A 26981-nucleotide genomic window follows, 5' to 3' on the forward strand; every position below is an offset into this window, starting at 1 on the left:
ACCGACGGCATGGCCCGGTTGATGCCGCCGTGGGAGCTGTACATCGGCAACTACACCGTGCCCGCGGTGTTCTGGGTCGCGTTGATCATGGGCTTGGTGTTCGCCGTCCTGATCGCCTACCCGTGGATCGAGAAGCGGCTCACCGGCGACAGCAGCGCGCATCACAACCTGTTGCAGCGTCCGCGTGACGTGCCCGTTCGCACGGCGATCGGCGCGATGGCGATCGCGTTCTATGTGGTCCTGACCTTGTCGTGCGTCAACGACATCATCGCGCTGAAGTTCGACATCTCGCTGAACGCGACCACCTGGATCGGTCGAATCGGTCTGCTCGTCGCCCCGCCTGCGGCGTACTACATCGCTTACCGGTTCTGCCTCGGCTTGCAGCGCAGCGACCGCGCGGTGCTCGAGCACGGCATCGAGACCGGCGTGATCAAGCGCTTGCCGCACGGCGAGTACATCGAGGTGCACCAGCCGCTCGGCCCGGTGGACGAGCACGGTCACCCGATCCCGCTGGAGTACCAGGGCGCGCCGGTACCGAAGAAGATGAACCAGCTCGGCTCGGCCGGCCGGCCGGGCACGGGCAGCTTCCTGCGGCCGGACCCGCAGGAGGAGAGCGACCGGCACTTCGAGATCGATCACGAAGAAGAGCACAAGCAGCTGAAGGTGCTGCAGCGGGCTCAAGAGGCGGCGAACGGCAAGCACGGCCACTGACGCCCGCCCCGCACCACGGCCCCGAGTCGAAGCGACTCGGGGCCGTGGTGCGTCATGCCGCGGGTGTCACAGGCGTGGCGTCGCGCGGCGTGCGGCCTCGATGGCTTCGAACTTGGCCAGATTGTGCCGGGCGTCGGCCAGCGCGTCATGCGCGTCCGACGGGATCGGCGGCAGCTCGGGGCGGCCGTACGCCTCCCAATGCTGGCGCAACTCGTTGGTGTAGCGCGGAAGCGTGTTGGGCAGATCGACCATGGAGCCCCACAGCTGGCACAAGGCGACATGGTCGTACGCGGAAACCCAAGCCCACAGCTCGGGCTGCACGGTCGGCCGTGGCACCAGGAACGCGTACAGCTCGTCGCGGATCCGGGCCCGGCTGCGCCAGAGCGGAGAAGACGGCGAAGGCAATCGGGGCAGCACGAATTTGCGCACCCACGGCCCCGCACGTCCGGCATCGAATTCGGTGGACACCGCGTAGAACTCCCGGCCGTCCTCGCAGACGACGCCGATGGAGACCAAATCGATGGTCACTCCGTCCTCGATGAATTCGCAGTCGTAGAAATATCGCAGCGAAATCGGTCTCTCCTCGGCTTTCGGTGCCGTTGCGGCAGGTGACGGGTTCCCGGCAACCCTATGGTGACGTGCGCCGCCACGCCCGCAAGGGCCCATGAGGTGGAGAACTTCGCCACCTTGGTGCGGCACTCCACCACCACCACCGGGTATCCCCACAGGGCCGATGGTCCGTATTCTGGACTGGTGAACTGGACCGTCGACGTACCCATCGATCGCCTGCCGGAACTGCCGCCGCTGCCCGTCGAGCTGCGCAGGCGGTTGGACGACGCGCTGGCGCGACCTGCGCTGCAGCAGCCGTCCTGGGATCCGGAGCAGGCGGCCAAAATGCGCACCGTACTGGAGAGCGTGCCGCCTATCTGCGTGCCCGCCGAAGTGGAGGAGCTGCGCGGGCAGCTGGCCGAGGTCGCCCGGGGCGAGGCGTTCCTCATGCAGGGCGGCGACTGCGCGGAGACCTTCGCGGACAACACCGAGCCGCACATTCGCGGCAACATCCGCACCCTCCTGCAGATGGCGGTCGTGCTCACCTATGGCGCGAGCCTGCCGGTGGTGAAGGTGGCGCGGATCGCGGGCCAGTACGCCAAACCGCGATCGTCGGATACCGACGCGCTCGGCCTCAAGTCCTACCGCGGCGACATGGTGAACTCGCTGATCGCCGACGAGGCGCTGCGCCAGCACGACCCCTCGCGCCTGGTCCGGGCCTACGCCAACGCCAGCGCCGCGATGAACCTCGTGCGCGCGCTCACCGGGGCGGGGATGGCCGACCTGCACAAGGTGCACGATTGGAACCGCGATTTCGTGGCCAAGTCGCCCGCAGGCGCGCGCTACGAGGCGCTGGCCGAGGAGATCGACCGCGGCCTGGCCTTCATGACCGCGTGCTGGGTCAACGACCCGAGCTTGAAGGCGGCCCGCATCTACGCCAGCCACGAGGCGCTCGTGCTGGACTACGAGCGCGCCATGCTGCGCCTGAGCGAGAACGCGATCGGCGAACCGGTGCTCTACGACCTGTCCGCGCACTTCCTGTGGATCGGCGAGCGCACCCGCCAGCTCGACGGCGCGCACATCGCGTTCGCGGAACTGGTCGCCAACCCGATCGGCCTGAAGATCGGCCCGTCGACCACCCCCGAGCAGGCAGTGGAATACGTGCAGCGGCTGGATCCGAACAACGAGCCGGGAAGGCTGACCATCGTGTCCCGCATGGGCCACAGCAAGGTCCGCGACGTGCTGCCGCCCATCATCGAGAAGGTGCAGGCCACGGGCCACCAGGTGATCTGGCAGTGCGACCCGATGCACGGCAACACCCACGAGGCGTCCACCGGCTTCAAGACCCGCCACTTCGACCGCATCGTCGACGAGGTGCAGGGCTTCTTCGAGGTGCACCACGCGCTCGGCACGCACCCCGGCGGCATGCACATCGAGCTCACCGGAGAGGACGTCACCGAATGCCTCGGCGGCGCCCAGGACATCTCCGACCTCGATCTGTCCGGTCGCTACGAGACCGCCTGCGACCCCCGGCTGAACACCCAGCAGTCGCTGGAGCTGGCGTTCCTCGTCGCCGAGATGCTGCGCTGAACCACCGCGGCAGCCTTCCGGCTAGGGCAGCGCCACGATCGTGACGGTGTCGCCCGCCTCGATGTTGACTCCGATGGCCGGGGTCTGCGAGACCACCAGCGAGCTGTCGGCCCGCGCCAATTGCTTCACCTCGACCTGTAACCCGAGGCTTTCCAGCTTGGCGCGGGCGTTGGCGACGGTCCACCCGCGCACATCGGGCATCTTCAACGCATTGGACACCAGCAGCACCACGCCGTCGCCGGATTGGATGGTGGCGCCCGCCCCCGGCTGGGTGCCGATGGCCTTGTCCGCATCGACGCCGCGGTCGAACTGGATCTGGGTCTCCCGGACGGTGATCCCGGCGTCGGTGAGGATCTTGGTGGCCTCGGCGGCCGGTTTGCCGCGCACGTCGGGGACCTTCACCGGCTGAGACCCCTTGCTGCGGTAGACCTTCACCTGCGCGCCGAGCGGCAGCACGGTTCCCGGTCTCGGCTCCACCCTGGAGACCGACCCTTTGGGTGCGGTGCTGGACTCCTCCCCGGCATCGACCGGTTGCAGCCCGTTGTCCCGGATCAACTGGTTGACCTTCGACGCCTGGTCGCCCGGCTTGACGTCCGGCACCTTGGGCTTGCCATTGGAGATCAGGACCGCGACCGTGGACCCTTTGGTGATCTTGGATCCGGCCGACGGGTCGCTGCCGACCACACCGCCGACCGGGATGGTGTCCGACGCCCGCTGCCGGATCTCGGTCTCGAACCCCGCGTTCTGGAGCGTCGCGACCGCCTTGTCGGTTTCCAGTCCGGCGATCGGCGGAACCGGTGAATAGCGGCCGAAACCCAGCCACCAGCCGCCGATACCGACCACCAGCGTGAGAATCGCGACGATGGCCACCCACAGCCACACCGTGCGCCGGGATCGGCTGAGGTCGCCGGCGTAGGGCGAATACGGCGGTGCGGGGTGGGCTTGCCGCACAGGCTGCGGCCGGTCGTAGTCGTCGGGCGGGCTGTAGTCGAGGCGCGGACGCTGAGCGGTCACCACTCTGGTGTGCTGCACCGGCTGCGGCGCATGGGGCTCCTGTGGCGACGCTCCGGCGAAACCCGGCTGGTCGTCGCGATCCGGTGACACGGCTCGATAGGTGGCGCTGAGATGTTCGGCGGACTCCTGCGGCGCGGGCACCCGATAGGCGGGCAATCGCAGCGCGGCGCCGATCCGCCGCAGCGCGGCCGCCATCTCGTTCGCGTCCGCGAACCGGTGCGCGGGCTCCCGCGCGGTGGCCTTGGCCACCAGCTCGTCGAATTCCGGCGGCACCCCGGAGATGAATCCGCTCGGGCTCGGCACGTCGTTCTCGATGCGCTGGTAGGCCACCGAGATCGACGTGTCACCGGTGAACGGGACCCGGCCGGTGAGCATCTCGAAGATCAGCACGCCGAAGGAGTAGACGTCGCTGCGGGAATCGGCGGAGCCGCTGGTGACCTGCTCGGGAGACAGATAGGCCGCGGTGCCGAGGATTACGCTCGCCGACGTGGTGTTCGCAGCGGCCACCGCGCGCACCAAGCCGAAATCGGCGATCTTCACCTCGCCCGCGTCGGAGATCAGCACGTTCTCCGGCTTGATGTCGCGGTGCACCAGCCCCGCCGAATGCGCGACGCCGATCGCCGCGAGCACCGGCTCGGCGACGGCGCGCACCGCGTGTGGCGGCATCGGGCCGCGTTCGCGCAGCAGTTCGCGCAGTGTGCCGCCCTCGACGAGCTCCATGATCAAGAAGGGATGGTCGCCGTCGACGCCCTGGTCGTACACCGCGACCAGCGACGGATGCTTGAGCTTGGCGACCGCGCGCGCCTCGAACTCGAACCGGGACAGGAACTGCGGGTCGCCGGCGAACTTCGGATCCATCACCTTGATGGCGACCGGCCGGTCCAGGCGGGTGTCGACCCCGCGGAAGACCATCGACATTCCGCCGCGGGCGATCGGCGCATCGATCCGATAGCGCCCTTCCAGCATCTGGCCGATCAAGAGAAGTCCTCCGGCTTTCACAAAGCGATCAGCCGCTCCGTGCGGCCCCCACGATGGTATCGACTCCCACCACCCCGGGTGTCTCACGACGTGCGGCGGGGGACCGTCTACCGTTGTCCGGGTGAGTGCATTTCCCTGCAGTGACGACGTCCTTCCGCAGTCGGTGACCTTGGTGTCGCTGCCGGAGGTGGCCGACCGACTCGGGCTGGTGGTGACCCGGGTGCACCAGATGCTGCGCGACCACCAACTGATCGCCGTCCGCAGAGACGGCGTGGCGGGCGTGCCGGAACGGTTCTTCGACGACACCGGCGCGGTCGTGAAGCCCCTCCCCGGACTGATCACCGTGATGCGCGACGCCAAGTACACCGACGAGGAGATCCTGGAGTGGATCTTCACCGAAGACGACACCCTCCCCGGTAAGCCGATCGATGCCCTGCACGGCCCACTGGCCCGCGAAGTCCTGCGCCGGGCGGCCGCCGAACCGATCTGAATTCTCGGCCGCGCGGGCGCGGCGTGTTCCCGGCCCCCATGGAGCCGGGCCGCGAACGGGCAATGCTCGGTCCTCTTCGCTCGAAAACCTGTGCTTGCGCTGGTGTGGTTGCGTGGGCAGTGATCATGGGATCCGGGTTGAACGTTTTCGGGCGGTGGCGAAGCCGGCCGAGCGGTGCCTCGGCGTCGGGTGAGACCGGACCGCACGCGACCGTGCGGCCGGGCCGAACGCGGCGGAATCAGTCGCAGCAGGTGGCGCCGGACGCGACCGCTTCCTTATTCGCGGTCGAACCAGCCCGGCCGCCGACCGCGCCCTGGCGGCGCAGCCGTGTCCCCCCGTCGCCCGCGCGCGGTTGCTCGGAAGCGAGCCGGGCGGCGCGCCAATGAGCGGTCTGGCGTGATTCGAACTGGACGTGGTCGTTGCGGCGTGTGACCGTGCGACCAGGTTCCTGGTCGGTGGTCAGCCGAGTTTTCGGGGCGGTTCGAGAGGCTCTGGTGGAATCCCGGGCAGTGAGTCCAGCACGGTGGTGGAGGCGATTCGCGCAGTCGTCGCCGGATAGGCGGGATGCGCTGGAACCGAGCGGTCAGCGCTCGAATCTGCCGCGCAAGGCGGCTGTGGTGAATTCGGCGGCGGCGACGCGGAGGCGGTGGTGGCGGGGGACTACGGCACGGTGGTCGAAGACGGCGTAGTCGCTGCGTTCGATGTGGTGCAAAATGTCGGCGTAGAGGGTGGCCGCGGTGCGGATGGCGGGGCGGACGCGTGGTTCGAGCAAGTCGATGCCGGGTTCGGCGCGGCGGTAGAGATCCCGGTTGACCGCGACGAGGTGGGCGAGAGCGCGGCGGACGCGCGGGTCGGTCAGCCCGGTGCGACGGCACTCGCGCAGCAGGTCGTCGTGAACGCCGAACGCGGCGAGGGCGTCGGCGGGCAGATAGACCCGGTCGCGGTCGAGATCCTCTGCGACATCGCGCAGGAAGTTCGTCAGCTGGAACGCTTCGCCCAGCGCGGCGGCGGCCGGCTCGGCCTCCGGCACCGGGACGACCGTGCCGAGCACGGGCAGTAGTTGCAAACCGATCGCGGCCGCCGAGCCGCGCATGTATTCGCGCAGCTCGCCCAGGCTGGCGTAGCGGTTGCGGAAGGTCGGGGACCCCGGCGCGTCCATCCGCATGGAATCCAGGAACGTCCAGAAGTGCTGGGCGGCGATGCCGTACCGGTGGATGGTGTGGATGACGGCGGCCAGGATGAGCGTGCGCGGCCGTTGGTCGGCTTCCCATGTCCACCAGTGCTCGGCAGAAGACAGCGGCGCACCGCCGGCGCTGCCCGTTTCGTCGGTGCCCGCCTCGAGCGCCGCTCGCAGATCCCGCTCGATGAGATCGATCTCCGCGGCGGGCGAGCGCTCGGGCGCCACGGCAGGCCTGCCCGCGCGGTCGACGACGTCGTCGACCATGCGCGCGAACGCGTACAGCGCGTGCACGGCGGGCCGCCGCTCGGCCGACAGCAGCCGGGTGGCCAGGAAGTAGGTGCGCCCGTGGGTGGCGGCGATCTGCCTGCACTCGCGGTAGGCGAGCGGGAGCAGGACGGAACCCGGTAGGCGGCCTTCGGTCATGGGGTGGCGGCCGAAGCGGTGGCTTCGCCGGGCGTGGCCGTGACGTTGCCCGGCGGCGCGGCGCGCAGCCGCAGCGGGTCCACCGTGCGCAGCGACATTGCCGCCACACCCGCGGCGAAGGTGGCGGCGACGACGTGCCAGAAGTTGTACAGGCCGATCGAACCGTCCGGCTGGAAGACCAGCATGAGCCAGGTGCACACGCCGACCAGCGTCATCAGCGTCGTCGTGGACAGCGCGAACCCGGCGGCCAGTGCAAGCGGCCACGAGTAGTACCAGGGCAGCGCGGCGGGGGAGAGGATGACGATCGCGACGAACGCGATCAGGATGCCCAGCACGGCCTCTCGCTCGCTGTGCCGGAACCGCCACCAGGTCCAGGCCAGCACGGCGACCAAGGCCAGCGCGCACATCGCGCGGGTGACTTCGAGTACCGACTCCAGCCGCAGCGGCGTGATCCAGGTGATCGCGTGCGCCATCACGGTCGGCAGCGACAGCCAGTTGATGATCTTCTTCGACCCGGACAGCGCGGTCAGCCAGCCGATACCGACGCCGGCGATGGCCGAGGCGGCGACGAACACCACCGCGAACACGCTCAGGCCCAGCCCAGCGATCTTGGCGAACATCAGCGCCGGATGCGGCATGTCCTCGGTGGGCTCCGCGGCGTCGCCGGGTTGCTCGCTCGCGGGCAGGTGCTCGGGATCGCGCCCGACCCGCTGCGCCGCGCGGCGTTCGCGTTCGTGCAGCATCCAGATCCAGACCAGGAACGGCAGCGCCACGCCCGCGGTCGCCTTGATGGCCACGCCGATGGCGACGACCACGATGCCCGCCACGTGGTGGCGTTCCAGCACCAGCGCGATGCCCGCGCACATCAGGCCGACCATCAGCATCTCGTTGTGCACGCCGCCGATCAGGTGGATCAGCACCAGGGGGTTGAGTACCGCCAGCCACAACGCCACGGTCGGCTTGCCGCCGAGGTGCTTGGTCAGATACGGCACCGCCCACATCATCAGCGCCAAGCCGGGCAGCATGACCAGCCGCATCGCGATGGTGCCTGCCACCACGTTGTCGCCGGTCACGGCGGTGATCGCGCGTCCGAGCAGCAGGAAGACCGGGCCGTAGGGCGCGGTGGTCGTGGTCCATACGGGACTGACGTTGTCCAGCAGCACGCCGGGATTCGCGACCGGTCCTACCTGATAGGGGTCGAAGCCGTCGCGCAGCAGCGCGCCCTGGGCGAGGTAGGAGTAGGCGTCGCGGCTGAACATCGGCACGGCGAACAGCAGCGGCGCGATCCAGATGCCGACGATGGCGCGCAGTTCGTTGAGCGTCACCCCGGCGCCGGTCCGGTCGCCCGTGCCGATCGTGGCGCGCCCGAGCCGTACCCAGGCGGTGACCATGAGCAGCACGCCGACCCAGATGCAGATGGTCGACAGCGCGTAGCCGTGCCCGAACCGCAGCCAGGACAGGTGCATGGCCTCCAGCAGCGGATCCCGCTTGCGGACGCTGCCCGCCCCGAACCCGCCGAAGGTGATCATGATCGCGCCGAAGAACCCGAGCAGGGCGGCATGGCCCTCCGGGCTTCTGGCGAAGTCGGCGGAGGCGCGCATCGACCACAGGAAACCACGGGGGGCGGCCGATTCGTGACGTGCCGAGGCGGGCGAGGGGCGGGTGCCACCGGTGGAGGCGGCCTCTGCGGTGCGCGTTTCGGGGGATGCCATCTGGTGTCGGTCCCCCCGAGTGGTCGGCGGTCGCAACCGCGAGCGAATAGGTCGGCGCTTAGTTTACGGCGTCGCCTCGAACACTATCCGGCTGGTGCGCGGCGTTCCACGCGAAGTGCGCCCGATCTCGCGGGCGATGCGGTTTGCCGCCAGTTTTCCCGAGAGCAGAGCGGTCGGTACGCCCACGCCCGGAGTGGTGCCACAACCGGCAAGGACCACGTTGTCGCGGTAACGGGGGAAATTACTCGGCCGAAACGGACCGGTTTGCCGAAAAAGATGGGCCGCGGAGAACGGTGTGCCCGCGAGCATTCCGTGATCGAACCACGTGCGAGGCGTGTCGAGCCGGTCGACGGCGAAGTGCTCGGCGATGCCCCGGTAGCCGCGTGCTTCCAGCACGGTGAGCAGCTCCCGGAGGTAGGCGGGCCCGAGCCGCGGCCAGTCCAGCGGCGCGGCCGACAGGTTCGGGCACGGCGCGAGCAACGAGAACGGCTCGTACCGTCCGTCGCCGCGTTCGATGAACAGGCTCGGATCGGTCAGGGCGGGCCGGGTCAGCAGCAGCGAGGGATCCTTCATCAGCCTGCCGCGTCCACCGCGGGCGGCGATCTCGGCGAACGTGCTGTCCCAGGCCTGCCCGAACTCGATGGTGTGGTGCGCCTGCACCGGCCAGCCTGCCGCGACCGCGGCGGGCACGGTGCCGTGCGCGACGACCGCCGACGGCGAGGCGCGCAGCCCGCGCCGGGGCCGCACACCGAAACGGTCGAGCGAGCCGAGGTCGGCGGTGAGCACGAGCGCGTCGCAGTCGAACGAGCGGCCGTCGGCGGTGCGGGCGCGGCGGGCCCGCCGGCCCGCGTAGTCGATGCCCACCACTTCGGCGCCGAGTTCCAGCGTGCCGCCGGCTTCGGTGAACGCTTGCGCCAGCGCCACGGCGATCGCCCGCATACCGCCTTCGGGGAAGTAGACGCCCAGGGAGGTGTCCATGTGCGGAATAGCGCCGTAGACGGCCAGCGCCCGGGCGGGCGGCAGACCCGCGTACAGGGCCTGGAAGGTGAACAGCCGTGCCAGGCGCGGATCACGCAGGAACCGGCGGACCTGCGGGCCGAGCCTGCCGAAGCCGCCGAGTCGCGCCAATTCGACCAGCGCGCGGCGCTTTTCGGGAATTCGCACCATATCCAGCGGCGAGTCGAAGTTCGTGTCCATGAACTCCGTGAACTCGGCCGCGTACACCCGGGCCAGCCAGGTGCGCAGCCGCCGGTATCCCCGAGCCTCGGCCGGGCCGCAAGTCCGCTCGACCTCCGCGGCCATGGCGTCGGCCTCGGCGAACACCCTGATCTCGGCGCCGTCGGCGAACCGTGCGTGATAGCCCGGCGCCAGCCGGTGGATGCGCAATGGCGGCACGCAGTTCTCCGGGGACCGGCCGACGGCGGCGAGCGCGTCGGTGATCAGCTCGGGCAGGGTGAGCACGGTGGCGCCGGAATCGATGTCGTAGTCACCGCCCCGGTAGCGTCCGACCCGTCCGCCGGGGTGGTCGGCTCGCTCGAGCAGCGTGACCGTGCGAGCCGCACCGGTGAGATGCAGGGCGGCCGAGAGGCCGGCCAGTCCCGCGCCGACCACCACGACTCGCTCGGTAGGTCCCGCAACGGTTCTCATTCGGTTCGTCTCCTTGCCGTCGCGCGATCGGACGTGCTCACGCGGCGCGTTTGGTAGCGGCCAGCGCCATCGCGCGCAGCTGTTCCTTCGCCGCGGACGTCGCCGAGCTGGACTCGATGGCCGCCAGACCGCTGTCGGTCAGTTCGGCGATCCGGCGTTCCACCTCCTCGACCGCGCCGAGCTCGACGAGCAGCGCGCGTAGTCGCTGCACCTGTTCGGCGCTCAGGTCGGTGCCGATGCTCGAGCGCAGCAACGCGGCCGCGCCGGTGTCGGACTCGTCGGCGCGGCGCAGCGCGTCGGCCAGCAGCACGGTGCGCTTGCCTTCGCGCAGGTCGTCACCGGAGGGCTTGCCGGTCACCGCCGGGTCGCCGAACACGCCCAGCAGGTCGTCGCGCAACTGGAAGGCGATGCCGATGGCGGTGCCGAACGTGCGGTAGGCGTCGATCAGTCCTTGGTCGGCGGCGGCGATCGCCGCGCCGAGGTGCAGCGGGCGTTCGACGGTGTAGGCGGCGGTCTTGTAGCGGTTGATCCGCAGCGCGGCCTCGACCGATTCGTCGCCGCCCGCCTCGCCGTTGACGTCGAGCAGCTGGCCGCCGAGCACCTCGGTGCGCATGTCGGCCCACACCGGCGCGAACCGGGCGACGGCCGCGGGCTCGAGGCCGGAGGCGTGCACCATGTCGTCGGCCCAGGACAGCGCCAGATCCCCGACCAGGATGGCGACGCTGGTTCCGAAGTGCGCCGAGTCGCCCGCCCACCCGCGGTCGCGGTGGCGCTGCTCGAAGTCGACGTGAACGGTGGGGAAGCGGCGGCGGGTGCGGGAGGAATCGATGATGTCGTCGTGGATCAGCGCGCAGGCCTGCACGAGCTCGAGCGCCGAGCAGGTGGTGAGCACCGCGGCGGCCTCGGGGGCGTGCGGGTCGCCACCCGCGCCGAGCCATCCGGTCCACGCGAAGGCGGGCCTGGTGCGTTTCCCGCCGCGTAACACGAACTGCTCGAGCGTATCGGTGGCCTCGACGAAGACCGGGCCGAGTCGTTCGGTCGTCGGGCGTCGGGTGGCGAAGAAACTGGCCAGCACGTCTTCCACGGCGGTGACGAAGGCGGGCGTGCCCGGCTGCGGCACCGCGGGCCGCGGCGTCTGAGTCCCTGTTGCGGCGGACAGAGGAGCCTCCAAGGTCGTGCGGATGGTGGACGCACGGGGTCGCGGAGGGTGCCCGGGCGCTGCGGGTGATTCGGGGCCGGGCGGTAACGGTCGCGCGTGTCGCTCGGCGTGGCGAATTTGCCGCCCGATGCGAAGAATACGCGGGGCGTCCGAGCGACCCGACGGGGCCGCCATCGGCCACCTCTACACTGAACCGGTGACTTTCGACAACGTGCGGGGCAGCTCGACCCCTGGCCGGCCGTCCCGGACGCACCCGAACGTCTCTGGAACACCCTCGGTCGTACAGAGTCTGCGGGCTCACGGGGAGCGCGCGGTGCCGTTCTCCGTGGAGTTCAATCCGCCCCGTGACGCCGCCGCCGAGGCGCGGCTGTGGCGCGCCGTGCGGCAGTTCGAGCGCATGCATCCCGCGTTCGTGTCGATGACCTACGGCGCGGGCGGCTCCACCCGCGACCGCACCGTCCGCGTGACCGGGCAGCTCGCGCAGGAGACCACACTGCTGCCTGTCGCGCACCTGACCGCGGTGGAGCACAGCGTCGCCGAGCTGCGCTCGCTGGTCGGCGCGTACGCCGACTGCGGGATCCGCAACATCCTGGTCTTGCGCGGAGACCCGCCCGGTGACCCGCTCGGCGAGTGGCACAAGCATCCCGACGGCGTCTCCTATGCCGAGGAGCTGGTGCGCATCGTGCGCGACCTCGGTGATTTCCACGTCGGCGTCGCCTCGTTCCCGCAGGGCCACCACCGTTCGCCCGACCTGGCGACCGACACCGCGTTCCTGGCCGCGAAACTGCGTGCGGGCGCGGAGTATTCGATCACGCAGATGTTCTTCGATGTCGAGCACTACCTGCGGCTGCGGGATCGTCTGGTGAAACTCGACCCGATCGAAGGCGCCAAGCCGATCATCCCGGAGCTGATGCCGATCACCTCGCTGCGTACGGTGCAGCGCGCCGAGGAACTGTGCGGCAGGCCGCTGCCCGCCTCGGTCATGGGCCGGCTGCGCGAGGCGGCGGGCGAAGGCGGCGAGGAGAACGCCGCGGCGGTGCGCGCGGTCGGCATCGAGATCGCCACCGAGATCGCGCAGCGGCTGATCGACGAGGGCGCGCCCTGCCTGCACTTCATCACGCTCAATTTCGCCAAGGCGACCAGCGAGGTGCTGACCAACCTCGGTTACGGCGTCACGGCCGCGCCGGTCAGCGTCTGACTCCGGCTTCGTACCTGCCGCGCGGCTCCGGCCGGTGCGCTCGCGGGCGTACCGGCCGGAACAGGATCAGGCCGCCCTCGCCGCCCGCAGTCCCCACGCCTCCGCGAGCAGCCGGTGCGATTCCAGGCGGTCGGCGTGCCGATGGGTGATCGTGGTGACCAGCAGTTCGTCCGCGCCCGCGACCCGTCGCAGCGCGGTGAGCCGCTCCACGACGGTGCCCGGCGCACCCACGAACTGGGTGGCCAATCGATCGTCCACCAGGCGCCGCTGCTGCGCGGTGAGCGGCGAGACGGTCGCCGGATCGGGATAGTCGGCCGCGCCCGCGCCGCTGCGAATGCTGTAGACCCAGTGTCCATAGCCCGCGGCCAACCGCCGGGCGGTCGCGTCGTCCTGGGCGACCACCACGTCCGCGGAGATCACCACATAGGGCTCGGCCAGCTCGGTGGACGGGCGGAATGCCGCGCGATACGCCTCGATGGCCTCCAGCGCGGTTCCCGGCGACACGTGGTAGGCCGCGGCGAACGGCAGCCCCAGGCGTCCCGCCAGCGCCGCGCTCTCGCCCGCCGAGCTGCCGAACAGCCACAACCGCACCTGTGCGCCCTCTCCGGGAACAGCGTGCAGCGCGACGCCTTCGGGGCTGACGAAGGTACCCGCCAGCAGGGCGCGCACCTCGTCGACCTGCTCGGCGAAGTCCAGCGGCTGCGCCCCGCGCTGCTGCAACGCGCCCACCGAGGCGATGAACTTCGACCGGTCCACGACGCGGCCCGGGTCGAACGGCGGCGGAACCACCACGCCGTCACGGATCTCGGTGCGCCCGGTCACCGAGTCGACCACCGGCTTCCCGCCCTTGGGCCGCGCGGCTTCGGCCCCGAACTGCCCGCGCCGATGCCCCGACCGTCCCAGTCCCAGGTCCAGGCGGCCCGGGTACAGCGCGTCGATCGTGCCGAACGCCTCCACGATCGAGGCCGAGGTGTGATGACCCACCTGCACCGCCGCCGAACCCACCCGGATGCGCTCGGTGGCCGCCGCCACCAGCCCGATCAGGGTGATCGAGGAGGAGCTGGCCACCGAGACGAAGTGGTGTTCGGCCAGCCAGTACCGGTGGTAGCCCCATCGTTCGGCGTGCCGGGCCAGATCGACGGTGTTGCGCAGCGCCTGCTGCGCGGTCGAGCCCGCGCTGATCGGCGACAGGTCCAGGATCGAGAGGGGTACGGCTCGACCGCTCATGCCGCGCGTCCCTGCCGCGGATCCTGTTCGCCCGCTTCGATGGCCACGCGCAGCCGGTTCTGCGCGGGTGCCACCGGGCAGGTCGCGAAGTCGGTGAACGCGCACGGCAGATTCGCGGCCCGGTTGAAGTCCAGCACCACCGTGCCGTCCGCGTCGGGACGGCCGACCGACAGCGAACGCGCCGCCGGGTAGGTCGTCACCCCGCTCGTCGCGTCGGTGAACAGCAACCGCAGATCGTCCCGGTCGCCGAACGCGACGACCCGTTCGGTCACCTCGCCGATGCGGAATTCGATGATGCCCGCGGCGCTGTGGTGGTGCTCGAGACCCTCGACCACAGCGCCGGTGGTCACGGTCCGCTGTTGCTCGAACTGTGTGAACCGCCCCGGCACCACCCAGCGCGGGTCGGGCCGGTAGGCCGGGATGCCGTCGAAGCTCAGCAGGCCCGGCGCGGCCGGGTCGTGCACCCGGACGGCGTAGCGGCCGGTGCGGCGGATCACCTCGAGGACCCGTTTCTCCTGCCGCACGGTCAGTCCGGGCGCGCCTTCCGCGGGGGTGACGATCTGCACGCCCGCGATGCCCAGCCCGTCGTATTCCAGGCGGTCGGCGGGCTGGGCGGTGATGAACACTTTGTCGTCGGTGACCCACCAGGTACCCGGCAGGCCCGGCAGCCGTTCAGGGCGGTCGGTGAGCCAGTGCAGGCCGGTCAGGCTGAGGAAGCCGAGCGGGTCGCGCAACTGGTCCTCGCGCGCGTGGTGCCAATGTGCCCACTCGGTCTCGAAAACGCTGGTGATGCTGGTGGTCATGACGCTTCGGCTCCTTCGTGGGCGGTGATGCGATGGGGAGGGCGCGGGCCGAGGTGGTCGCGCGAGGTGGCTTCGGTGTTCTGGGTGCGGAAGAAGTCGGGCCGCGCCATCAGGCCGGGCCTTCGGTGTCGATCTGCCGCCGCAGCGCCGGATGCGTCACCGCTGCGGCGGCATCGGGTGCCAGGAGCAGAGCCTGCTGCCACAGCGCGGCGTGCATGCCACGCGAGGACCGGATGAGGCGGCGGTCCCGCTCGGCGCGGACAGGTGCGACCGCGTGTACCCGCGCGTTACCGGAGGTGTCGGCCGCACGCGGGGCGCGCAGACGGGTGCGCCACCAGCGGGCCGGACCGGCTTCGGGGGCGGCGGGCTCGGCCGCGAGGTCCGGTGCGGGGGATTCGGCGTCGGTGTCGGCCGGTTTCCGGTTGAAGGCGGAGTACACCATCAGGGCGATCCTTTTCGGTCGGTGCCACCACGTGTTCGGCTTGTGGCCGGTGGTGGGCTCCGGTGAGTGGGGGCGGTTGGTCGCAGAGGACGGGACGGCGGGTTCGAGGCGGCTGCGGCACGGCGCCCAGTGCTCCTGCCGGTTCAGCACCCGGCTGTGGCAGTAGGTCGGCTTCGGCATCAGAGAACGCCATTCGTGACGGCGGCGCCGGGTATGGCCGACAACAGCTCTCGGGTGTACTCGTGCCGAGGGTTGCCGAAGATCTCGGCGGTGCGGCCGGACTCGACGATGCGGCCGTGCCGCAGCACCGCGACGTGGTCGCTGATGCGGCGCACCACCGCCAGATCGTGCGAGATGAACAGGTAGCTCAGCGACAACTCCGTCTGGAGGCGGTCCAGCAGCTCGAGGATCTGCGCCTGCACGGAGGCGTCCAACGCGGAGACCGGTTCGTCGAGTACCAACAGCTCGGGATGCAGCGCCAGCGCCCGCGCGATGGCGACGCGCTGGCGCTGTCCTCCGGACAGTTCGGCGGGCCTGCGCTGCGCGAACCCGGCCGGCAACGCCACCTGTGTGAGCAACTCCGCCACCCGGTCGCGCCGTCGCGCGCGATCGCCGACCCGGAACGCGCGCAACGGTTCTTCGATGATCGAGCCCACCCGCCAGCGCGGATCCAGTGAGGCGTACGGATTCTGGTACACCACCTGGAAGCGCTTGCGCAGCGCGCGCAGTCGCGAACCGCGAGCCGCCGACAGGGGTTGCCCGTCGAAGACGACCTCCCCGCGGTCGGGTTCGGTGAGCCGCAACGCGATCCGCGCGGTGGTCGACTTGCCCGATCCGGATTCGCCGACCAGCGAGAGGGTCTCGCCGCGGCCGAGTTCGAAGCTAACCCCGGCCACCGCCGTCACGGTGTCGCCGCCGTGCGCCCGGAAGGTCTTGTGCACCTCGCGCAGGATCAGCAGTGGCGCGCCGTCGCGGGTCCTGGGCTCGCGGTCGCCGTCGGCCGGAGCGAGACCGGGTGAAGCGGCCAGCAACCGCTTGGTGTACGGGTGGCGCGGTGCGGCCAGCAGCTGCGCGGTGGCGCCGCTTTCGACCACCTCGCCGCCGCTCAGCACGATCAGCCGGTCCGCACGCTCGGCCGCGACCGCCAGATCATGGGTGATCAGCAGCACCGCCGTACCGCGCGCCGCGATCTGCTCGGCGAGCCGGTCCAGCACCCGGCGCGCTACGGTCGCGTCCAGCGCGCTGGTCGGTTCGTCCGCGATGACGAGATCCGGTGCGCAAGCCAGCGCCGCGGCGATGAGCACCCGCTGGCGCTGCCCGCCGGACAACTGGTGCGGGAATTGCGTCGCCCGCAGTCGCGGCCGGTCCAGCCCGGCGTCGGCCAGCAGTTCCAGCGCCCGTGCCCGCGCCGCCGCGCGACCGGCCAGCCCGTGCACCAGCAGCGCCTCGGCCACTTGATCGCCGACGCGCCGGACGGGGTTCAGGGACAACCCGGGGTCCTGCGGGACGAAGCCGATGCGTGCTCCGCGCAGCCGACGCAGGGCGCGTTCGGATCCGGTGTCGACCACCTCGCCGTCGAAGGTCACGCTTCCGCCCACGATCTCGGCGTTCGCCCCGAGCAGCCCGATCACGGCGTGGGCGAGCGTGGACTTGCCGGAGCCGGACTCGCCGACCAGCGCCACCACCTCGCCGCGTGCCACGGTGAGCGACACACTGTCCAGCGCGGCCACAGGGCCGGAGTCGGACCGATAACGCACCCGTAGATCCTCGACGTGCAGCAGTGCAGATGTCGTGGCGCTCACGCGCGTTCTCCCTTCCCGATCGCGCGTCCGAGGCGCTGGGCGGCGAGTACGACGGCGATGATGACCGAACCAGGCAGGGTGGTCATCCACCACGCGGTCGCGAGGTAGTTGCGGCCCTCGGAGATCAGCGTCCCCCATTCCGGGGTGGGCGGCTTCGCGCCGTAGCCGAGGAAGCTCAGCGCCGACACGGCCAGCACCGCCATGCCGAATTCGACCGCGGCCAAGGCGAGCACGGGCTGATAGGAGTTGGGCAGCACGTGCCTGGCCAGCACCGTGTACCAGCGCACGCCCGCGGCGTGGGCTGCCTCCACGTACACCGCCTGGCGGACCCGCAGCACCTCCGAACGCATCACGCGCGCGAAGTTGGCCACCAGCGAAACGCCCACCGCGACGGCCACGTTGCGGGTGCCGAAACCGAGAGCGGTCACCAGCGCCAGCGACAGCAGCAACGCGGGGACCGACAGCAGCACATCGACCAGCCGCATGAGGACGGCGTCGATCACGCCGCCGATCGAACCCGCCAGCAGTCCCAGCAGCGACCCGGCGACGAGCGCGATGCCCACCGCGGACAAGGTGGCGGTCAGCGAAAGACCGGCGCCGTGCACCATCCGGGTGTAGAGATCGCGTCCGAGATTGTCGGTGCCGAACCAATGCTCGGCGCTGGGGGCCTGGAACTTCTGCGCGGGCACGCCGGTCAGCGGGTCGCCACCGGCGAATACCGACGGCGCCAGCGCCCATCCCACCGCCAGCAGCGCGACCGCCCCCGCGACCAGCAGTCCGGCATTGCGGCGCAGCGTCTTCCAGCTCACGGTCGGTCGCCGGATGCCGGACAGTACCGCTGCGCGCCGTTCCTCGGTCACGTCAACCACGAGATCTCACCCCCTCTGGCAGCGGCGCGCCGAGCGGGCGTGCGGGGGTCCTGGGAGCGGGAGCCATGTCAGGCACGAATGATCGCCTCCTCGGCGGCGTCGACGGCGGTCTGCGCGGACTCGCCGCTCGCACCGCGGGAGCGAGCCGCGATGCGCGGGTCGAGCAGCGGGTACAGCAGGTCCACCGCGAGATTCACGCTGACGAAAACCGCCGAGGTGAGCAGCACGATGCCCTGGACCACCGGGATGTCCTGCGCCAGCACCGCGGTCTGGGTCAGCCGGCCGACGCCCTGGCGGGCGAAGACCGTCTCCACCACCACCGATCCGGCGAGCATGTTGCCGACCAGGACGCCCGCGATGGTGAACGCGGGCACACTGGCCGGGCGCAGTACGTGCGTGCGCTGCACCCACCAGCGCGACCCGCCCTTGGCCAGCGCCACGTCGACGAACGGCTGGCGCCAGGTGGTTTCGAGCCCGGCGGTGAGCACTTGCGCGATGACCGCCCCGATCGGCAGGGCCAGGGTGAGCGCGGGCAGCACCGTGCCCGCGAAACCGTGCCCGCCGAACGCGGGCGCCAGGCGCAACTGGAACGAGAACACCTGCAGCAGAAGCAGTCCGGTCCAGAACGTCGGCACCGAGACGCCCAGCGACGGCAACGCCGCCAGGGCGCTGCGCAGCCACGGTCGACGGGTATGGGTCGCCGCGAACGCCAGCGAGACGCCACCGACGACCGCGAAGAGCAGGGCGGCGCCGGTCAATTCGAGCGTGGCGGGCAGCGCGTCGCCGATCGCGCCGGTGACCGGTTGCCCGGTCGCGATGGATTGCCCGAGATCACCGCGAACGGCGTGCCCGAGTGCGGTCCAGTACTGTTCCCACAGCGGCCGATCCAGCCCGTAACGGGCCTGCAATTCGGCGATGGCGGCCTTGTCCACCGGTGTGCCCGCTCCGCCGCCGTCGGCCGCGATCGAGACCGGATCGGCCGGGAGCAGGTACAGCACCACGAACGACAGCGTGAACGCCGCCCACAGCACCCAGATCGCCTGCAGCGCCCGCAGCGCCGAGTAGCGCGCCATGACTATCGTCCGCTCAGCCAGGTGTCGAAGAACTGCAAGCGCGCCGACGCTTCGAACTTCAGATCCCGCGTGTTCGGGCCCGCTCCGATGGCCTGGGACAGCTCGACGGTCGGGATGAACAACCCCGCCTCGAGGACCTGCTGTTGCGCGGTGCGGATGAACCCGTTTCGTGCCGTGGGGTCCACCGTGTCGAGCTGGCCGTTCAACGCGTCGTCCAGCGGCGAGATCGGGCCGCGTACATTGAGATTGCGCCCGTCGAGTCCGAAGGAGGTGCGCAGGATGTCGCCGTCGGCGCGGGTGGTGTTGAAGTAGGCGGTGTCGAAATCCTTGCTGTTCTGCCGCGCGGTGGTCTCCGCCACCGACACCAGGTCCAGTTTCAGCTCGACGCCGACCTGCCGCAGCTGCTGCTGGACCAGTTCGAGGATCGCCTGGTTGCCCGCGAACACCTGGCTGAAGAGCACCGAGAAGCTCAACCGCTCATCGTTCTTCGTCCGGATGCCGTCCGCGCCGGGCGCCCACCCGGCCTGGTCGAGGATAGTGCGCGCCTTCGCCGGGTCGTAGGCCAGGTGCGCCGAGAGGTCGGTGTAGCCAGGGGTGGTGCCGGCCAGCGCGCTGGTGGCGGGTTCGAACTGCGGGCCGAGCACGGTGTCCACCAGTTGCTTGCGATCGATCGCGGGCAAGAGCGCGTGCCGCACCGCCGGATCGCGCAGCGGACCGCGGGTGACGTTGGGTTGCAATCCGAACGGAATTCCCGGGTTGGCGGTGCTGAGCACGCGTCCGCCCGCCGCTTCGATCTGCGGGGCGTCCTGCGGCAGCGCGTCGCTGATCGCGTCCAGCTGCCCGGAGGCGAGACTGCCGGTGCGCACCCCGGATTCGGGCACGACGGTGAACTCGATCTTGTCCAGGTAGGCCTCGCCGCGATGGGCGAACACCGCCGAGCCCCAGTGGTAGCCGGTGCGCTTGGCCAGCGTCACCGCCGCGTCCTGGCGGTAGGCGGCGTAGGTGAACGGCCCGCTGCCGACGTTGTCGCCGAGGCAGCGCTGCTCGGCGGGCTTGCTCGTGGTCGCGTCGGCCAGGATGCCGAGCTGGGTGGTCGAGGACGCCTGGAGGAATTGCGCGTTGGGCTTGCTGAACTCCACCCGGACGGTGCGCCGGTCTACCGCGGTCGTGCCGACGTAGTTGGTGAGATAGCTGCTGCCCAGCGGCGCCTTGCCCGAGCCGAGCCGCACGATCGAGTCGAAGGTGTTGCGCACCGAGTCCGCGGTGAGCGGCGTGCCGTCGCTGAAGGTGACGCCGTCGGCCAGGTGGAAGGTGAACACCTTCGCGTCGGGGCTCACTTCCCAGCGTTGTGCCAGCCACGGTTTCAGCTCGCCGGTCGCCGGTTCCTGGTCGGTCAGCGAATCCACGATCTGCCGGGCGACGTACAGCGTCTGGTTGGTACCGGCCTGCGCCGGATCCGAGCAGGTCGGCGCCTGGGACAGGCCGTAGCGCAAGGTGCCGCCCGGCTGCGGTGGTCCCGCGTCGGCGCCTGGCGCGGCCGAATCACTGCCGCAGGCGGCCACGGTGGCGGCCGCGGCGAGCGCACAGGCCAGCGCGGCGATTCGGTGACGGGTTGGGATCACGAGGCAACTCCAGATACTTCGGTGCGGGCGAGTAGCTCGCCCTGGTACGACTCGGTGTCCGCGACGCCGGTCGGCAACGGTCGGCTGGGAATGCGGCGGCGCGGTTCGAGCACTTCGGTTCCTCCATCGGTCCCGGCGGAAGCACCCGCACCCGGTGACCGGGGGGTTGCTGCGACGTCGACGAGCCAGGTCTCTCAGTCGCTCTGGATGGTTGGCGTCAACCCTCCCGTCAGCGGGTGTCAGGGTCGAGCCGAATCATGATGCCCAGCAAGCGAAGGCTGGAACAAGGGAACTAATCACCGTGAGCGTAGATCTTGTCCCACGCGGTCTCATCGGGTCTTTGTAGTAACCAGGCATGCGCTGCTCTGTCGAGCGCGGGTGCGCGCCGGTCGCGTGATCACCGAGGGCGTCCAGCCGAAAGTCGGCGGCTCGATGCAGCATACGGTTCTCGCCGAGGGGCCGGGACACAGGTCGGCCCCGCAAGTCTCCCGTTCCGGGCAAACGAGACTCACCGCAAAATTGCTGTGCGCAATCTCGGCTGCTGGGCGCGTTTGCCGGAGTACTGTGCCCCTCGATCGTTCCGCCGATGAGGAGGTTTCGTGACCATATTGCGCCGTCTGACCCAGTTGTCCGCTGTCGCGACCAGTTCGATCGCCCTCGTGCTCGCCGGGCCCGGCGCCGCGCTCGCGGCCCCGGATGCGACCATTCCCGCGTTCTCCGACCAAGTCGTGCCGATCGCCGCCCCCGGTGACCTGCTCGGCGCCTATCACGCCGCGGTCGACGCGCTGCGTGCGCTCGGCATCCAGCCGTTCGCCTACCCGACTGCGTCCGCGTTCTGCCTCGACAACACCACGGCCGGTCTGGCGCCCGCTGTCGCGGGCGCCATTCCGGGGCCGTGGCCGAAGAACACCGTGCAGATCCCCGGCCTGGACCTCAGTGCGGTCAAATCCGGGCAGGCCATGTTCACCTTCGTGCCCTACGGCCTCGGACCGGACGGCCCGAACACCGCGGGCATGCAGGTCGCCTGGCTGAACCTGAGTACCGGCCGCAGCGGCACGGCCGCCATGGGGCCGCTGTCGGAGATCGCCCGCGCGATGATTCCCGCGGCCGTCCCAGCGGACCTGCGGCCGGGCGCCGAGCAGGCCATCCGGGACTTCCTCGTCGCGGCCCTCCCGATGGGCGGGGTGCGTGCGATTCCGGTGGACACCGGCAAGGGCACCGTGCTGGCCGCGGTGTTCGGCACGGTTCAGAACGGCGCCAAGTCCTGTTTCTTCCTGCCGACGGTCGGAATCACCGCGGTGCCGTGAGGTCGCGGCCGCCGCGGCACGGTCGGCTCAAGCGAGCGAGCGACCTTTCCAGCGCGCCGTGCCGCGGCGGCGGGCCCGATGCGAACGCGCCCACAACAGCAGATACGCCGCCACTGATGCCGGATGCGCCGCGGCGGCCAGCACATCGGAGCCTCGCAGCGGACCGCCGGTTTCGGTCGAGCGGGCCAGCAGCCGCCCGGTGACGGCGGCGAGCCAGCCGATCACACCTGTCCGCCGGGCCGAGCCCCGGCCCAGCACGGCCGCCGCGGGCGGCACCCAATAGGCAAGGGCGGCAAGCAGTCCCACCGCCGCTCCGCCCGTGATCGTGCCGTCGTAGGCCGACCAGAGCCACCGGGTGTAGCCGGCGTCCAGTTCCGCGGCGCCGTGATACATCCTGGTTCGAGCCAGCGGTCCCGCGGCCGCCAGAACGGTCGAGTGCCCGCCCCGTCGCAGCGTACGGGCGATGTCGAGGTCTTCGGTGACGCTCCCGGCCACTGCCGCGTGGCCACCCGCAGCGCGGTACACGGCGTTGTCGAACACCAGGAACTGGCCGCAGGCCACCGCCGTGGACGGCCGCAGGCTCCGGTCGGCCGCGGCGATCGGCAGCGTCGAGGCCCACGACCAGCACAGCAGGGGCTGCACGAGGGCCTCCGCCATCGAATCCGCTTCTTGCAGCGGCCAAGGCGAGACCAGCGCCGCTCCTCGTCTGCGCAGCGCGCCGACCGCCGCCGCGAGCGCCGCGGGGGCCAGCCGCACGTCGGCGTCCAGGAAGATCAGCACCGGCGTGGACACCTCCTCGGCCAGCCGCGCGCAGGCGGCGGCCTTCCCGGTCCAGCCGGGCGGCGGGTCGGACTCGGTGCGCAGCAGGGTGAAACGAGGGTCGTCGCCGATCGCCGCGCGGGCCGCGGCGCCGGTGTCGTCGGTGGACGCGTCGTCGAGGATGCGCACCGCCATGCGCGGTAGGCCGACCTGGGCGCGCAGGTCGCCGATCAGATCGGGTAGCCGCCCGGCCTCGTTGCGCGCCGGGACGCAGACGGTGACCGGTTCGATCACCGTCGCAGGGGTATTCGCCAGCCGCTGCACGGTGATCCGGTTGTATAGCGCGATGCCCGCGCCGAGCGCCGCTACGGCGGTAGCGCTGGCGGGCAGGATCGAGTTCGCGCGCAACGTCTTCGGCAGGTCGGCACTCACCATGCGCGCCACGCTATCCCGCCGCACCGACTTGCCGCTCAGCGATTCTGCGTCACCGTGCGCCACCAGCGGCTCAGGGAGAAGCCGACTTCCGGAGCGCCGGGCGGGGCGGGGTTGCGGTCCATGTACGCCATCGCGGCGATGATGGCGGCCACCGCGAGCGTGATGCCGCCGACGATGCCTGCCCAGCCCGCGAACGAGCGGGTGTTCGGGTCGGCGTAGCTGACCTCGGCGCGCAGTGTGGAGACATCGCCGGGCGGGAGCTTCCAGGAGACCACGTTGTCGCCCTCGCGGCTGCCGTTGGTCTTGGCGACGCGAGCCGGGAAAGCGATAGTGAACTGCACGTCGGAGCCGTGCGGCGGGACGGATTTCAGATCCACCCGCCCCGTCAGGCCGACCAGGTCGCCGGTGCGCTGGAACTGCAACTGGAACATGCCCTGGGTCTGCTCGGACAGCTGGCCGAGCTGTTGCACCTCACCGAAGGACAGATCCTCGAAGAAGACCTGGCTGCCGGAGTACCCGTCCTGGGCGTAGGGCTCCACCCGCACCTTCGCGGCCAGCGTCTCGGGCGCCTTCAGTTGCGGGCCCTTGTCACCGGGGTCGGCGGGCACCACGGCGGCGACGATCCGTCCGGACACCCGGTCGTTGGACGAGACACCCATCGATACCTGAACCCGCAGGCAGCCCGCGAGCATCGGCGCCAGCATCGCCGCGAGCAGAACGGCCGCCGCAACGCGCACGCCGCGGCGTGAACCCCGCCGCTGCGGCGGCTGCGGAGCATCGGGCTTCGTGGTGACGGGACTCGGTTGCACGGGTGACATCGTGCCAGTCCATCCGCCCGGAATGAAACGCGCCGGTCTCCGCGCGCGTCGGCCTACCGCACCGGGCGTGGCGCGCCGGGGCGGCGGCGCGCGCGGGCCGCGGCCACCAGCAGGGGAACGCCCAGCACAGCCAGGCCCGCGAAGCCGTAACCGGCGGACGGCAGCAGGTCGAGGAACACCGCGTGGGCCAGCGCCGACCCGAGCCAGGTCCACAGGAACAAGGCCACCGGGACGGTGAGCGCGACCGCCTGCCCGCCTGCCCGTGGGGGATCCGGCGCCGCGCGCTCCCAGATCGCGAGCAACGCGCCCATCACGAGCGCGACGGCGAACCATCCCAGGTAGTTGGTCACCGGAATCCAGTCCAGTCCGGGCAGTCCGGAGCTGGGGTCACACCAGGTCCACTGCCCGTCGGCCACCATCTGCGGATCGAGGAACAGATCCCAGCCCACCGCGCCGGCCGCTGTCCACATGATTCGCGCGCCCGTGTGCCGGGACAACATCCCGGCCACCGCCCATACCGGGTACATTCCGCCGGTCCACGCCAGCGGGATGATCAACGGAACGTCGAACAGGGCGGGACCGAGCCGGTCGGTCGCGTACGAGTAGCAGCCGAACGGCATTCCCGTCGCGGTGCCGATCACCTCGGCCGCGAGCCCGATGCCGGACACGATGACCAGGAAGCCGACGGCATAGCGGAATCCCCTGGTCACCGTCGCGTGTGCCACGGCGGCTCCGGCGCACAGCAGCACGATCGCGACAGTGATCCGGTCGCGTGCGCCGCCGGTGGTCAACGGATAACCGATCTGCGCGACGATGGTCAGCGCGACGAAGACGAGGGGCACGAGAGAGCCCGCCGAGCGGTACCCCGGATCCCGGGGGTGCTCCCGCACGGAGACATTCCGTTGCGTCGTCAGGGATAGGTCGCCAGCGTCGGTCATCGTCGCAGCCACCGCGAAATCCGGCGCCGGTTCATCTCGCGCAGGGCGAGGGTGGCGGCCGTGCGGCCACTTGCCCCGGAGACGCCGCCACCGGGATGGGTGGACGCGCCCGTCAGATACAGCCCCGGCGCGCCGGGCACCCGCTGCCCGGCCAGTTCCGGGAGCGGCCGCCACAGCATCATCTGGTCCAGCGACATCTCCACGTGCATGACGTTCCCGCCGACGAGCCCGAGTTCGCGCTCCAGGTCCACCGGCGTCTGCACGTGGGTGCGCGACACCGTCTCGGCGAAACCGGGGGCGTAGGAATCGACTTCGGCGATGATGCGGTCGGCTTCCCGCTGTGCGAGATCGGCCCAGTCGGCGCCGGAGGCCAGCCGGTACGGGTGCCACTGCGCCCACAGTGACAACTGATGCTCACCGGCCGGGGCGATGGTCGGGTCGAGGGCGCTGAAGCTCATCGCCAGCACGACCGGTCGCGGCGGCAGGTCCCCCGCCAGCGTCGCGCCGTGCGCGCGACGCAGCTGCGCGCGATCGGACACCAGCAATTGCAGGCCGCGGGCGGAGTGCTCGGCCGGGCTGCCGGGGTAGTGGGGCAGCGCCGAGGTGGCGGCCCGCACGACCATTCCGATCCCGGGGCCGACGCGGATGCGCCTGTGCCAGTCGTCGAGCACCGCGCCGTCGAAACCGCCGTCGTGCAGCAGCTCCAGCGTGGTCAGCACATGGCTGCCCGCGATCACGATGTCGGCGCGCCGCTCTCGGCCCGACGCGGTGCGCACCCGCCAGCGATCGCCGTCGCGGCGCAGGGCGGTCACCGCGTCACCCGCCGTCACTACCCCGCCGTCGGATCGCAGCCGAGCCACCAGTGCGGTGGTCAGCGCGCCGCTGCCGCCGACCGCGCGCCCCGGCGGGAGCGTGTGCATGAGCGCGGCGAAGCCCACCATCGGCGCCGTGCCCGGCTCCGACATCGGCGGTCCGGACTGCGCGCCGAACCAGGCCAGCGACGCCTTCAACCGTTCGTCCTCGAAGAAGGTGTCCAGCAGCGCGTCTCCGGACTGGAGGAACTCCCGCGAGAGGGCGCTGCCGCCGTCTCGGGCGTCCAGTCCCCAGAACGACCGGACCAGCCTCCCCGGCGTGGGTCCGCCGCCGAAGGCGCGCATCACGCGGGCGCTGCGCGGTCCCCACACCTGGACGAACCGGCGATAGGCCGCCGCGTCCCCGCGGCCGCAAGCCTCGGCGATCGACGCGCAGGTCGATTCCAGGTCACGGTGGAACACGAGGGCGGGGCGCCCGGCGTGGGCGGGCGTGAAACCCCATGGGTCGCAGTCGATGTACCGCAGCCCGAAGCGATCGAGTTCGAGTTCCTCGATGATGCCGGTGTGGCGGATCATGATATGCGCCGACGAGCCGCGATCGACCTGATGGCCGGGGAACCGTTCCACCGTCGACACCGCGCCGCCGAGGACGTCGTCGCGTTCGAGTACCTCGACCTCGTGTCCGGCGCGGGCGAGATAGCACGCGGCGACCAAGGCGTTGTGGCCCGAGCCGACGACGACTACCGTCACGTGACCCTCACAGCGGCAGCCGCCTGCCGAGGATCGCGAAGGGGCGGTTGTCGCCCGCGAACACGAAATTCCGGATCACGTCGGTGAATCCCTGCCTGCGGTACAGCCGCCAGGCGCGGTTGTCCTCACCGGTGACCTCGGGCGTCGACAGCAGCACCGCGCGCTCGGTGCGGTCGCGCAGCAGGCGTTCCAGCAGCGTGGCGCCGATGCCGCGGCCCTGCGCGGTGGGATGCACATGCAGTTCGGTGAGTTCGAAGTAGTCCGAGAGCAGTTCACGCGCGGAGTGTTCCGGCCAGCCCGAGCGCCGCATCCCGCTGTGCACCTGCTGGTGCCACCACTGGTGCGCGCCGCCGCGATAGCCGTAGGCGATCGCCACGATCGGAGCGCGGCGCAGATCGATCCGGCCGGAGTCGTCGGGCAGCACCGCGGCGACCGCTTGCCAGCCGGGCCGGGTGGTGTGTTCGGTCCACATCGGAGCGCGATGGTTCTCCGTGCCACGCGGATAGTCCATGGCGGCCACGTAGACCGCCAGCGCGTCGTGCAGCCGGGAGCGCAGGGCCGCCACCGACAGATCGATGACGGCGGGTGCGGGGATGTGATTGGGCTTGACGGCGGTCATGGCTCTCGTCGGTCGCGCGGACGCGGAAGTTTGTCGGTGGGCGTCTCTATATTG

22 protein-coding genes, 1 pseudogene and 1 riboswitch are annotated in these 26981 nt (G+C 70.8%); of the genes and pseudogenes, 5 read left to right on the plus strand and 18 right to left on the minus strand.

Going from position 1 to position 26981, the window contains the following annotated elements; translation table 11 throughout:
- Positions 1-711: pseudogene (locus GVY39_RS27875) on the plus strand (cytochrome b); the annotation flags it as partial.
- Positions 712-777: 66 nt separating this feature from the next.
- Here the strand turns inward: GVY39_RS27875 and GVY39_RS27880 are convergent.
- The gene (locus tag GVY39_RS27880; RefSeq protein ID WP_159929827.1) at positions 778-1278 is read right to left on the minus strand and encodes a polyadenylate-specific 3'-exoribonuclease AS; all 501 of its coding nucleotides are present in this window, start codon (positions 1276-1278) and stop codon (positions 778-780) included.
- 186 nt (positions 1279-1464) lie between these two features.
- Between GVY39_RS27880 and GVY39_RS27885 the strand changes: the two genes are divergently transcribed.
- Complete coding sequence (locus GVY39_RS27885) at positions 1465-2850, plus strand: class II 3-deoxy-7-phosphoheptulonate synthase (RefSeq protein WP_159929730.1); 1386 nt, start codon at positions 1465-1467, stop codon at positions 2848-2850.
- A gap of 21 nt (positions 2851-2871) precedes the next feature.
- On the opposite strand, the gene pknB is transcribed toward GVY39_RS27885, so the two are convergent.
- On the minus strand, positions 2872-4830 hold the full coding sequence (gene pknB, locus GVY39_RS27890; RefSeq protein WP_159929829.1) for a Stk1 family PASTA domain-containing Ser/Thr kinase: 1959 nt from the start codon (positions 4828-4830) through the stop codon (positions 2872-2874).
- A 133-nt stretch (positions 4831-4963) separates the two neighbouring features.
- Between pknB and GVY39_RS27895 the strand changes: the two genes are divergently transcribed.
- Positions 4964-5332 carry an Rv2175c family DNA-binding protein gene (locus GVY39_RS27895; protein WP_159929732.1) on the plus strand — a complete coding sequence of 123 codons (369 nt, stop codon included), beginning with the start codon at positions 4964-4966 and terminating at the stop codon, positions 5330-5332.
- 583 nt (positions 5333-5915) lie between these two features.
- On the opposite strand, the gene GVY39_RS27900 is transcribed toward GVY39_RS27895, so the two are convergent.
- The 4 genes from GVY39_RS27900 to GVY39_RS27915 all read right to left on the minus strand — a co-directional run bounded on the left by GVY39_RS27900 (position 5916) and on the right by GVY39_RS27915 (position 11465).
- Positions 5916-6935 carry a phytoene/squalene synthase family protein gene (locus GVY39_RS27900; protein WP_159929735.1) on the minus strand — a complete coding sequence of 340 codons (1020 nt, stop codon included), beginning with the start codon at positions 6933-6935 and terminating at the stop codon, positions 5916-5918.
- A complete protein-coding gene (locus tag GVY39_RS27905; protein ID WP_159929831.1) occupies positions 6932-8536 on the minus strand; it encodes an alpha-(1->6)-mannopyranosyltransferase A in 1605 nt (534 codons plus the stop codon). The genes GVY39_RS27900 and GVY39_RS27905 overlap by 4 nt, the downstream gene beginning before the upstream one ends.
- Before the next feature lie 174 nt (positions 8537-8710).
- The gene (gene crtI, locus GVY39_RS27910; RefSeq protein WP_159929737.1) at positions 8711-10294 is read right to left on the minus strand and encodes a phytoene desaturase family protein; all 1584 of its coding nucleotides are present in this window, start codon (positions 10292-10294) and stop codon (positions 8711-8713) included.
- A 37-nt stretch (positions 10295-10331) separates the two neighbouring features.
- The gene (locus tag GVY39_RS27915; RefSeq protein ID WP_159929739.1) at positions 10332-11465 is read right to left on the minus strand and encodes a polyprenyl synthetase family protein; all 1134 of its coding nucleotides are present in this window, start codon (positions 11463-11465) and stop codon (positions 10332-10334) included.
- A 184-nt stretch (positions 11466-11649) separates the two neighbouring features.
- Here GVY39_RS27915 and GVY39_RS27920 point away from each other — a divergent pair, with 184 nt between their 5' ends.
- Positions 11650-12651: a methylenetetrahydrofolate reductase gene (locus GVY39_RS27920; RefSeq protein WP_159929741.1), complete on the plus strand. Its 1002-nt coding sequence runs from the start codon at positions 11650-11652 to the stop codon at positions 12649-12651.
- 66 nt (positions 12652-12717) lie between these two features.
- Here the strand turns inward: GVY39_RS27920 and GVY39_RS27925 are convergent, their stop codons facing one another.
- The 7 genes from GVY39_RS27925 to GVY39_RS27955 form a co-directional block, all read right to left on the minus strand.
- Positions 12718-13878, minus strand: a complete 1161-nt coding sequence (locus tag GVY39_RS27925; RefSeq protein ID WP_159929743.1) for an LLM class flavin-dependent oxidoreductase — start codon at positions 13876-13878, stop codon at positions 12718-12720.
- A complete protein-coding gene (locus tag GVY39_RS27930) occupies positions 13875-14681 on the minus strand; it encodes a DUF1684 domain-containing protein (RefSeq protein ID WP_159929745.1) in 807 nt (268 codons plus the stop codon). The genes GVY39_RS27925 and GVY39_RS27930 overlap by 4 nt, the downstream gene beginning before the upstream one ends.
- Before the next feature lie 109 nt (positions 14682-14790).
- Complete coding sequence (locus tag GVY39_RS27935; protein WP_159929747.1) at positions 14791-15123, minus strand: hypothetical protein; 333 nt, start codon at positions 15121-15123, stop codon at positions 14791-14793.
- 179 nt (positions 15124-15302) lie between these two features.
- Positions 15303-16925: an ABC transporter ATP-binding protein gene (locus GVY39_RS27940; RefSeq protein WP_159929749.1), complete on the minus strand. Its 1623-nt coding sequence runs from the start codon at positions 16923-16925 to the stop codon at positions 15303-15305.
- Complete coding sequence (locus GVY39_RS27945; RefSeq protein WP_159929833.1) at positions 16922-17719, minus strand: ABC transporter permease; 798 nt, start codon at positions 17717-17719, stop codon at positions 16922-16924. Before GVY39_RS27945 ends, GVY39_RS27940 begins: the two co-directional genes overlap by 4 nt.
- 143 nt (positions 17720-17862) lie before the next feature.
- Positions 17863-18867, minus strand: coding sequence for an ABC transporter permease (locus GVY39_RS27950; RefSeq protein WP_159929751.1), 1005 nt, complete (start codon positions 18865-18867; stop codon positions 17863-17865).
- Between the two features lie 2 nt (positions 18868-18869).
- A complete protein-coding gene (locus GVY39_RS27955; protein WP_159929753.1) occupies positions 18870-20489 on the minus strand; it encodes an ABC transporter substrate-binding protein in 1620 nt (539 codons plus the stop codon).
- A gap of 120 nt (positions 20490-20609) precedes the next feature.
- Positions 20610-20703, minus strand: a riboswitch (SAM riboswitch).
- 385 nt (positions 20704-21088) lie between these two features.
- Here GVY39_RS27955 and GVY39_RS27960 point away from each other — a divergent pair.
- Entirely contained in the window at positions 21089-21796 is a 708-nt protein-coding gene (locus GVY39_RS27960) for a hypothetical protein (RefSeq protein ID WP_159929755.1), read from the plus strand.
- Between the two features lie 27 nt (positions 21797-21823).
- Here GVY39_RS27960 and GVY39_RS27965 read toward each other — a convergent pair whose 3' ends face one another.
- Genes GVY39_RS27965 through GVY39_RS27985 form a run of 5 tightly spaced genes read right to left on the minus strand, consistent with a single transcriptional unit; the run spans position 21824 to position 26927 of the window.
- Positions 21824-22990 carry a glycosyltransferase family 2 protein gene (locus tag GVY39_RS27965; RefSeq protein WP_159929757.1) on the minus strand — a complete coding sequence of 389 codons (1167 nt, stop codon included), beginning with the start codon at positions 22988-22990 and terminating at the stop codon, positions 21824-21826.
- 35 nt (positions 22991-23025) lie between these two features.
- Positions 23026-23808 carry a DUF3153 domain-containing protein gene (locus GVY39_RS27970; RefSeq protein ID WP_370523831.1) on the minus strand — a complete coding sequence of 261 codons (783 nt, stop codon included), beginning with the start codon at positions 23806-23808 and terminating at the stop codon, positions 23026-23028.
- A 53-nt stretch (positions 23809-23861) separates the two neighbouring features.
- Positions 23862-24698 (minus strand): carotenoid biosynthesis protein, encoded by an 837-nt coding sequence (locus tag GVY39_RS27975; protein ID WP_370523832.1) that lies wholly within the window; start codon positions 24696-24698, stop codon positions 23862-23864.
- A 44-nt stretch (positions 24699-24742) separates the two neighbouring features.
- A complete protein-coding gene (locus GVY39_RS27980) occupies positions 24743-26308 on the minus strand; it encodes an NAD(P)/FAD-dependent oxidoreductase (protein WP_159929761.1) in 1566 nt (521 codons plus the stop codon).
- 7 nt (positions 26309-26315) lie between these two features.
- A complete protein-coding gene (locus GVY39_RS27985) occupies positions 26316-26927 on the minus strand; it encodes an N-acetyltransferase (RefSeq protein WP_159929763.1) in 612 nt (203 codons plus the stop codon).
- Positions 26928-26981: the final 54 nt, after the last annotated feature.

It is taken from the genome of Nocardia sp. CY15 (genome assembly GCF_009829295.1).
Taxonomy (GTDB): Bacteria; Actinomycetota; Actinomycetes; order Mycobacteriales; family Mycobacteriaceae; genus Nocardia; species Nocardia sputi.

Excerpts from the sequence above, each read along its gene's own strand:
- crtI (WP_159929737.1), bottom strand. The coding sequence starts at position 10,294 with ATGAGAACCGTTGCGGGACCTACCGAGCGAGTCGTGGTGGTCGGCGCG.
- GVY39_RS27965 (WP_159929757.1), bottom strand. The coding sequence starts at position 22,990 with ATGGTGAGTGCCGACCTGCCGAAGACGTTGCGCGCGAACTCGATCCTG.
- GVY39_RS27970 (WP_370523831.1), bottom strand. The coding sequence starts at position 23,808 with ATGTCACCCGTGCAACCGAGTCCCGTCACCACGAAGCCCGATGCTCCG.
- GVY39_RS27985 (WP_159929763.1), bottom strand. The coding sequence starts at position 26,927 with ATGACCGCCGTCAAGCCCAATCACATCCCCGCACCCGCCGTCATCGAT.
- GVY39_RS27930 (WP_159929745.1), bottom strand. The coding sequence starts at position 14,681 with ATGACCACCAGCATCACCAGCGTTTTCGAGACCGAGTGGGCACATTGG.
- GVY39_RS27905 (WP_159929831.1), bottom strand. The coding sequence starts at position 8,536 with ATGCGCGCCTCCGCCGACTTCGCCAGAAGCCCGGAGGGCCATGCCGCC.
- GVY39_RS27935 (WP_159929747.1), bottom strand. The coding sequence starts at position 15,123 with ATGGTGTACTCCGCCTTCAACCGGAAACCGGCCGACACCGACGCCGAA.
- GVY39_RS27950 (WP_159929751.1), bottom strand. The coding sequence starts at position 18,867 with ATGGCGCGCTACTCGGCGCTGCGGGCGCTGCAGGCGATCTGGGTGCTG.
- GVY39_RS27925 (WP_159929743.1), bottom strand. The coding sequence starts at position 13,878 with ATGAGCGGTCGAGCCGTACCCCTCTCGATCCTGGACCTGTCGCCGATC.
- pknB (WP_159929829.1), bottom strand. The coding sequence starts at position 4,830 with ATGCTGGAAGGGCGCTATCGGATCGATGCGCCGATCGCCCGCGGCGGA.
- GVY39_RS27900 (WP_159929735.1), bottom strand. The coding sequence starts at position 6,935 with ATGACCGAAGGCCGCCTACCGGGTTCCGTCCTGCTCCCGCTCGCCTAC.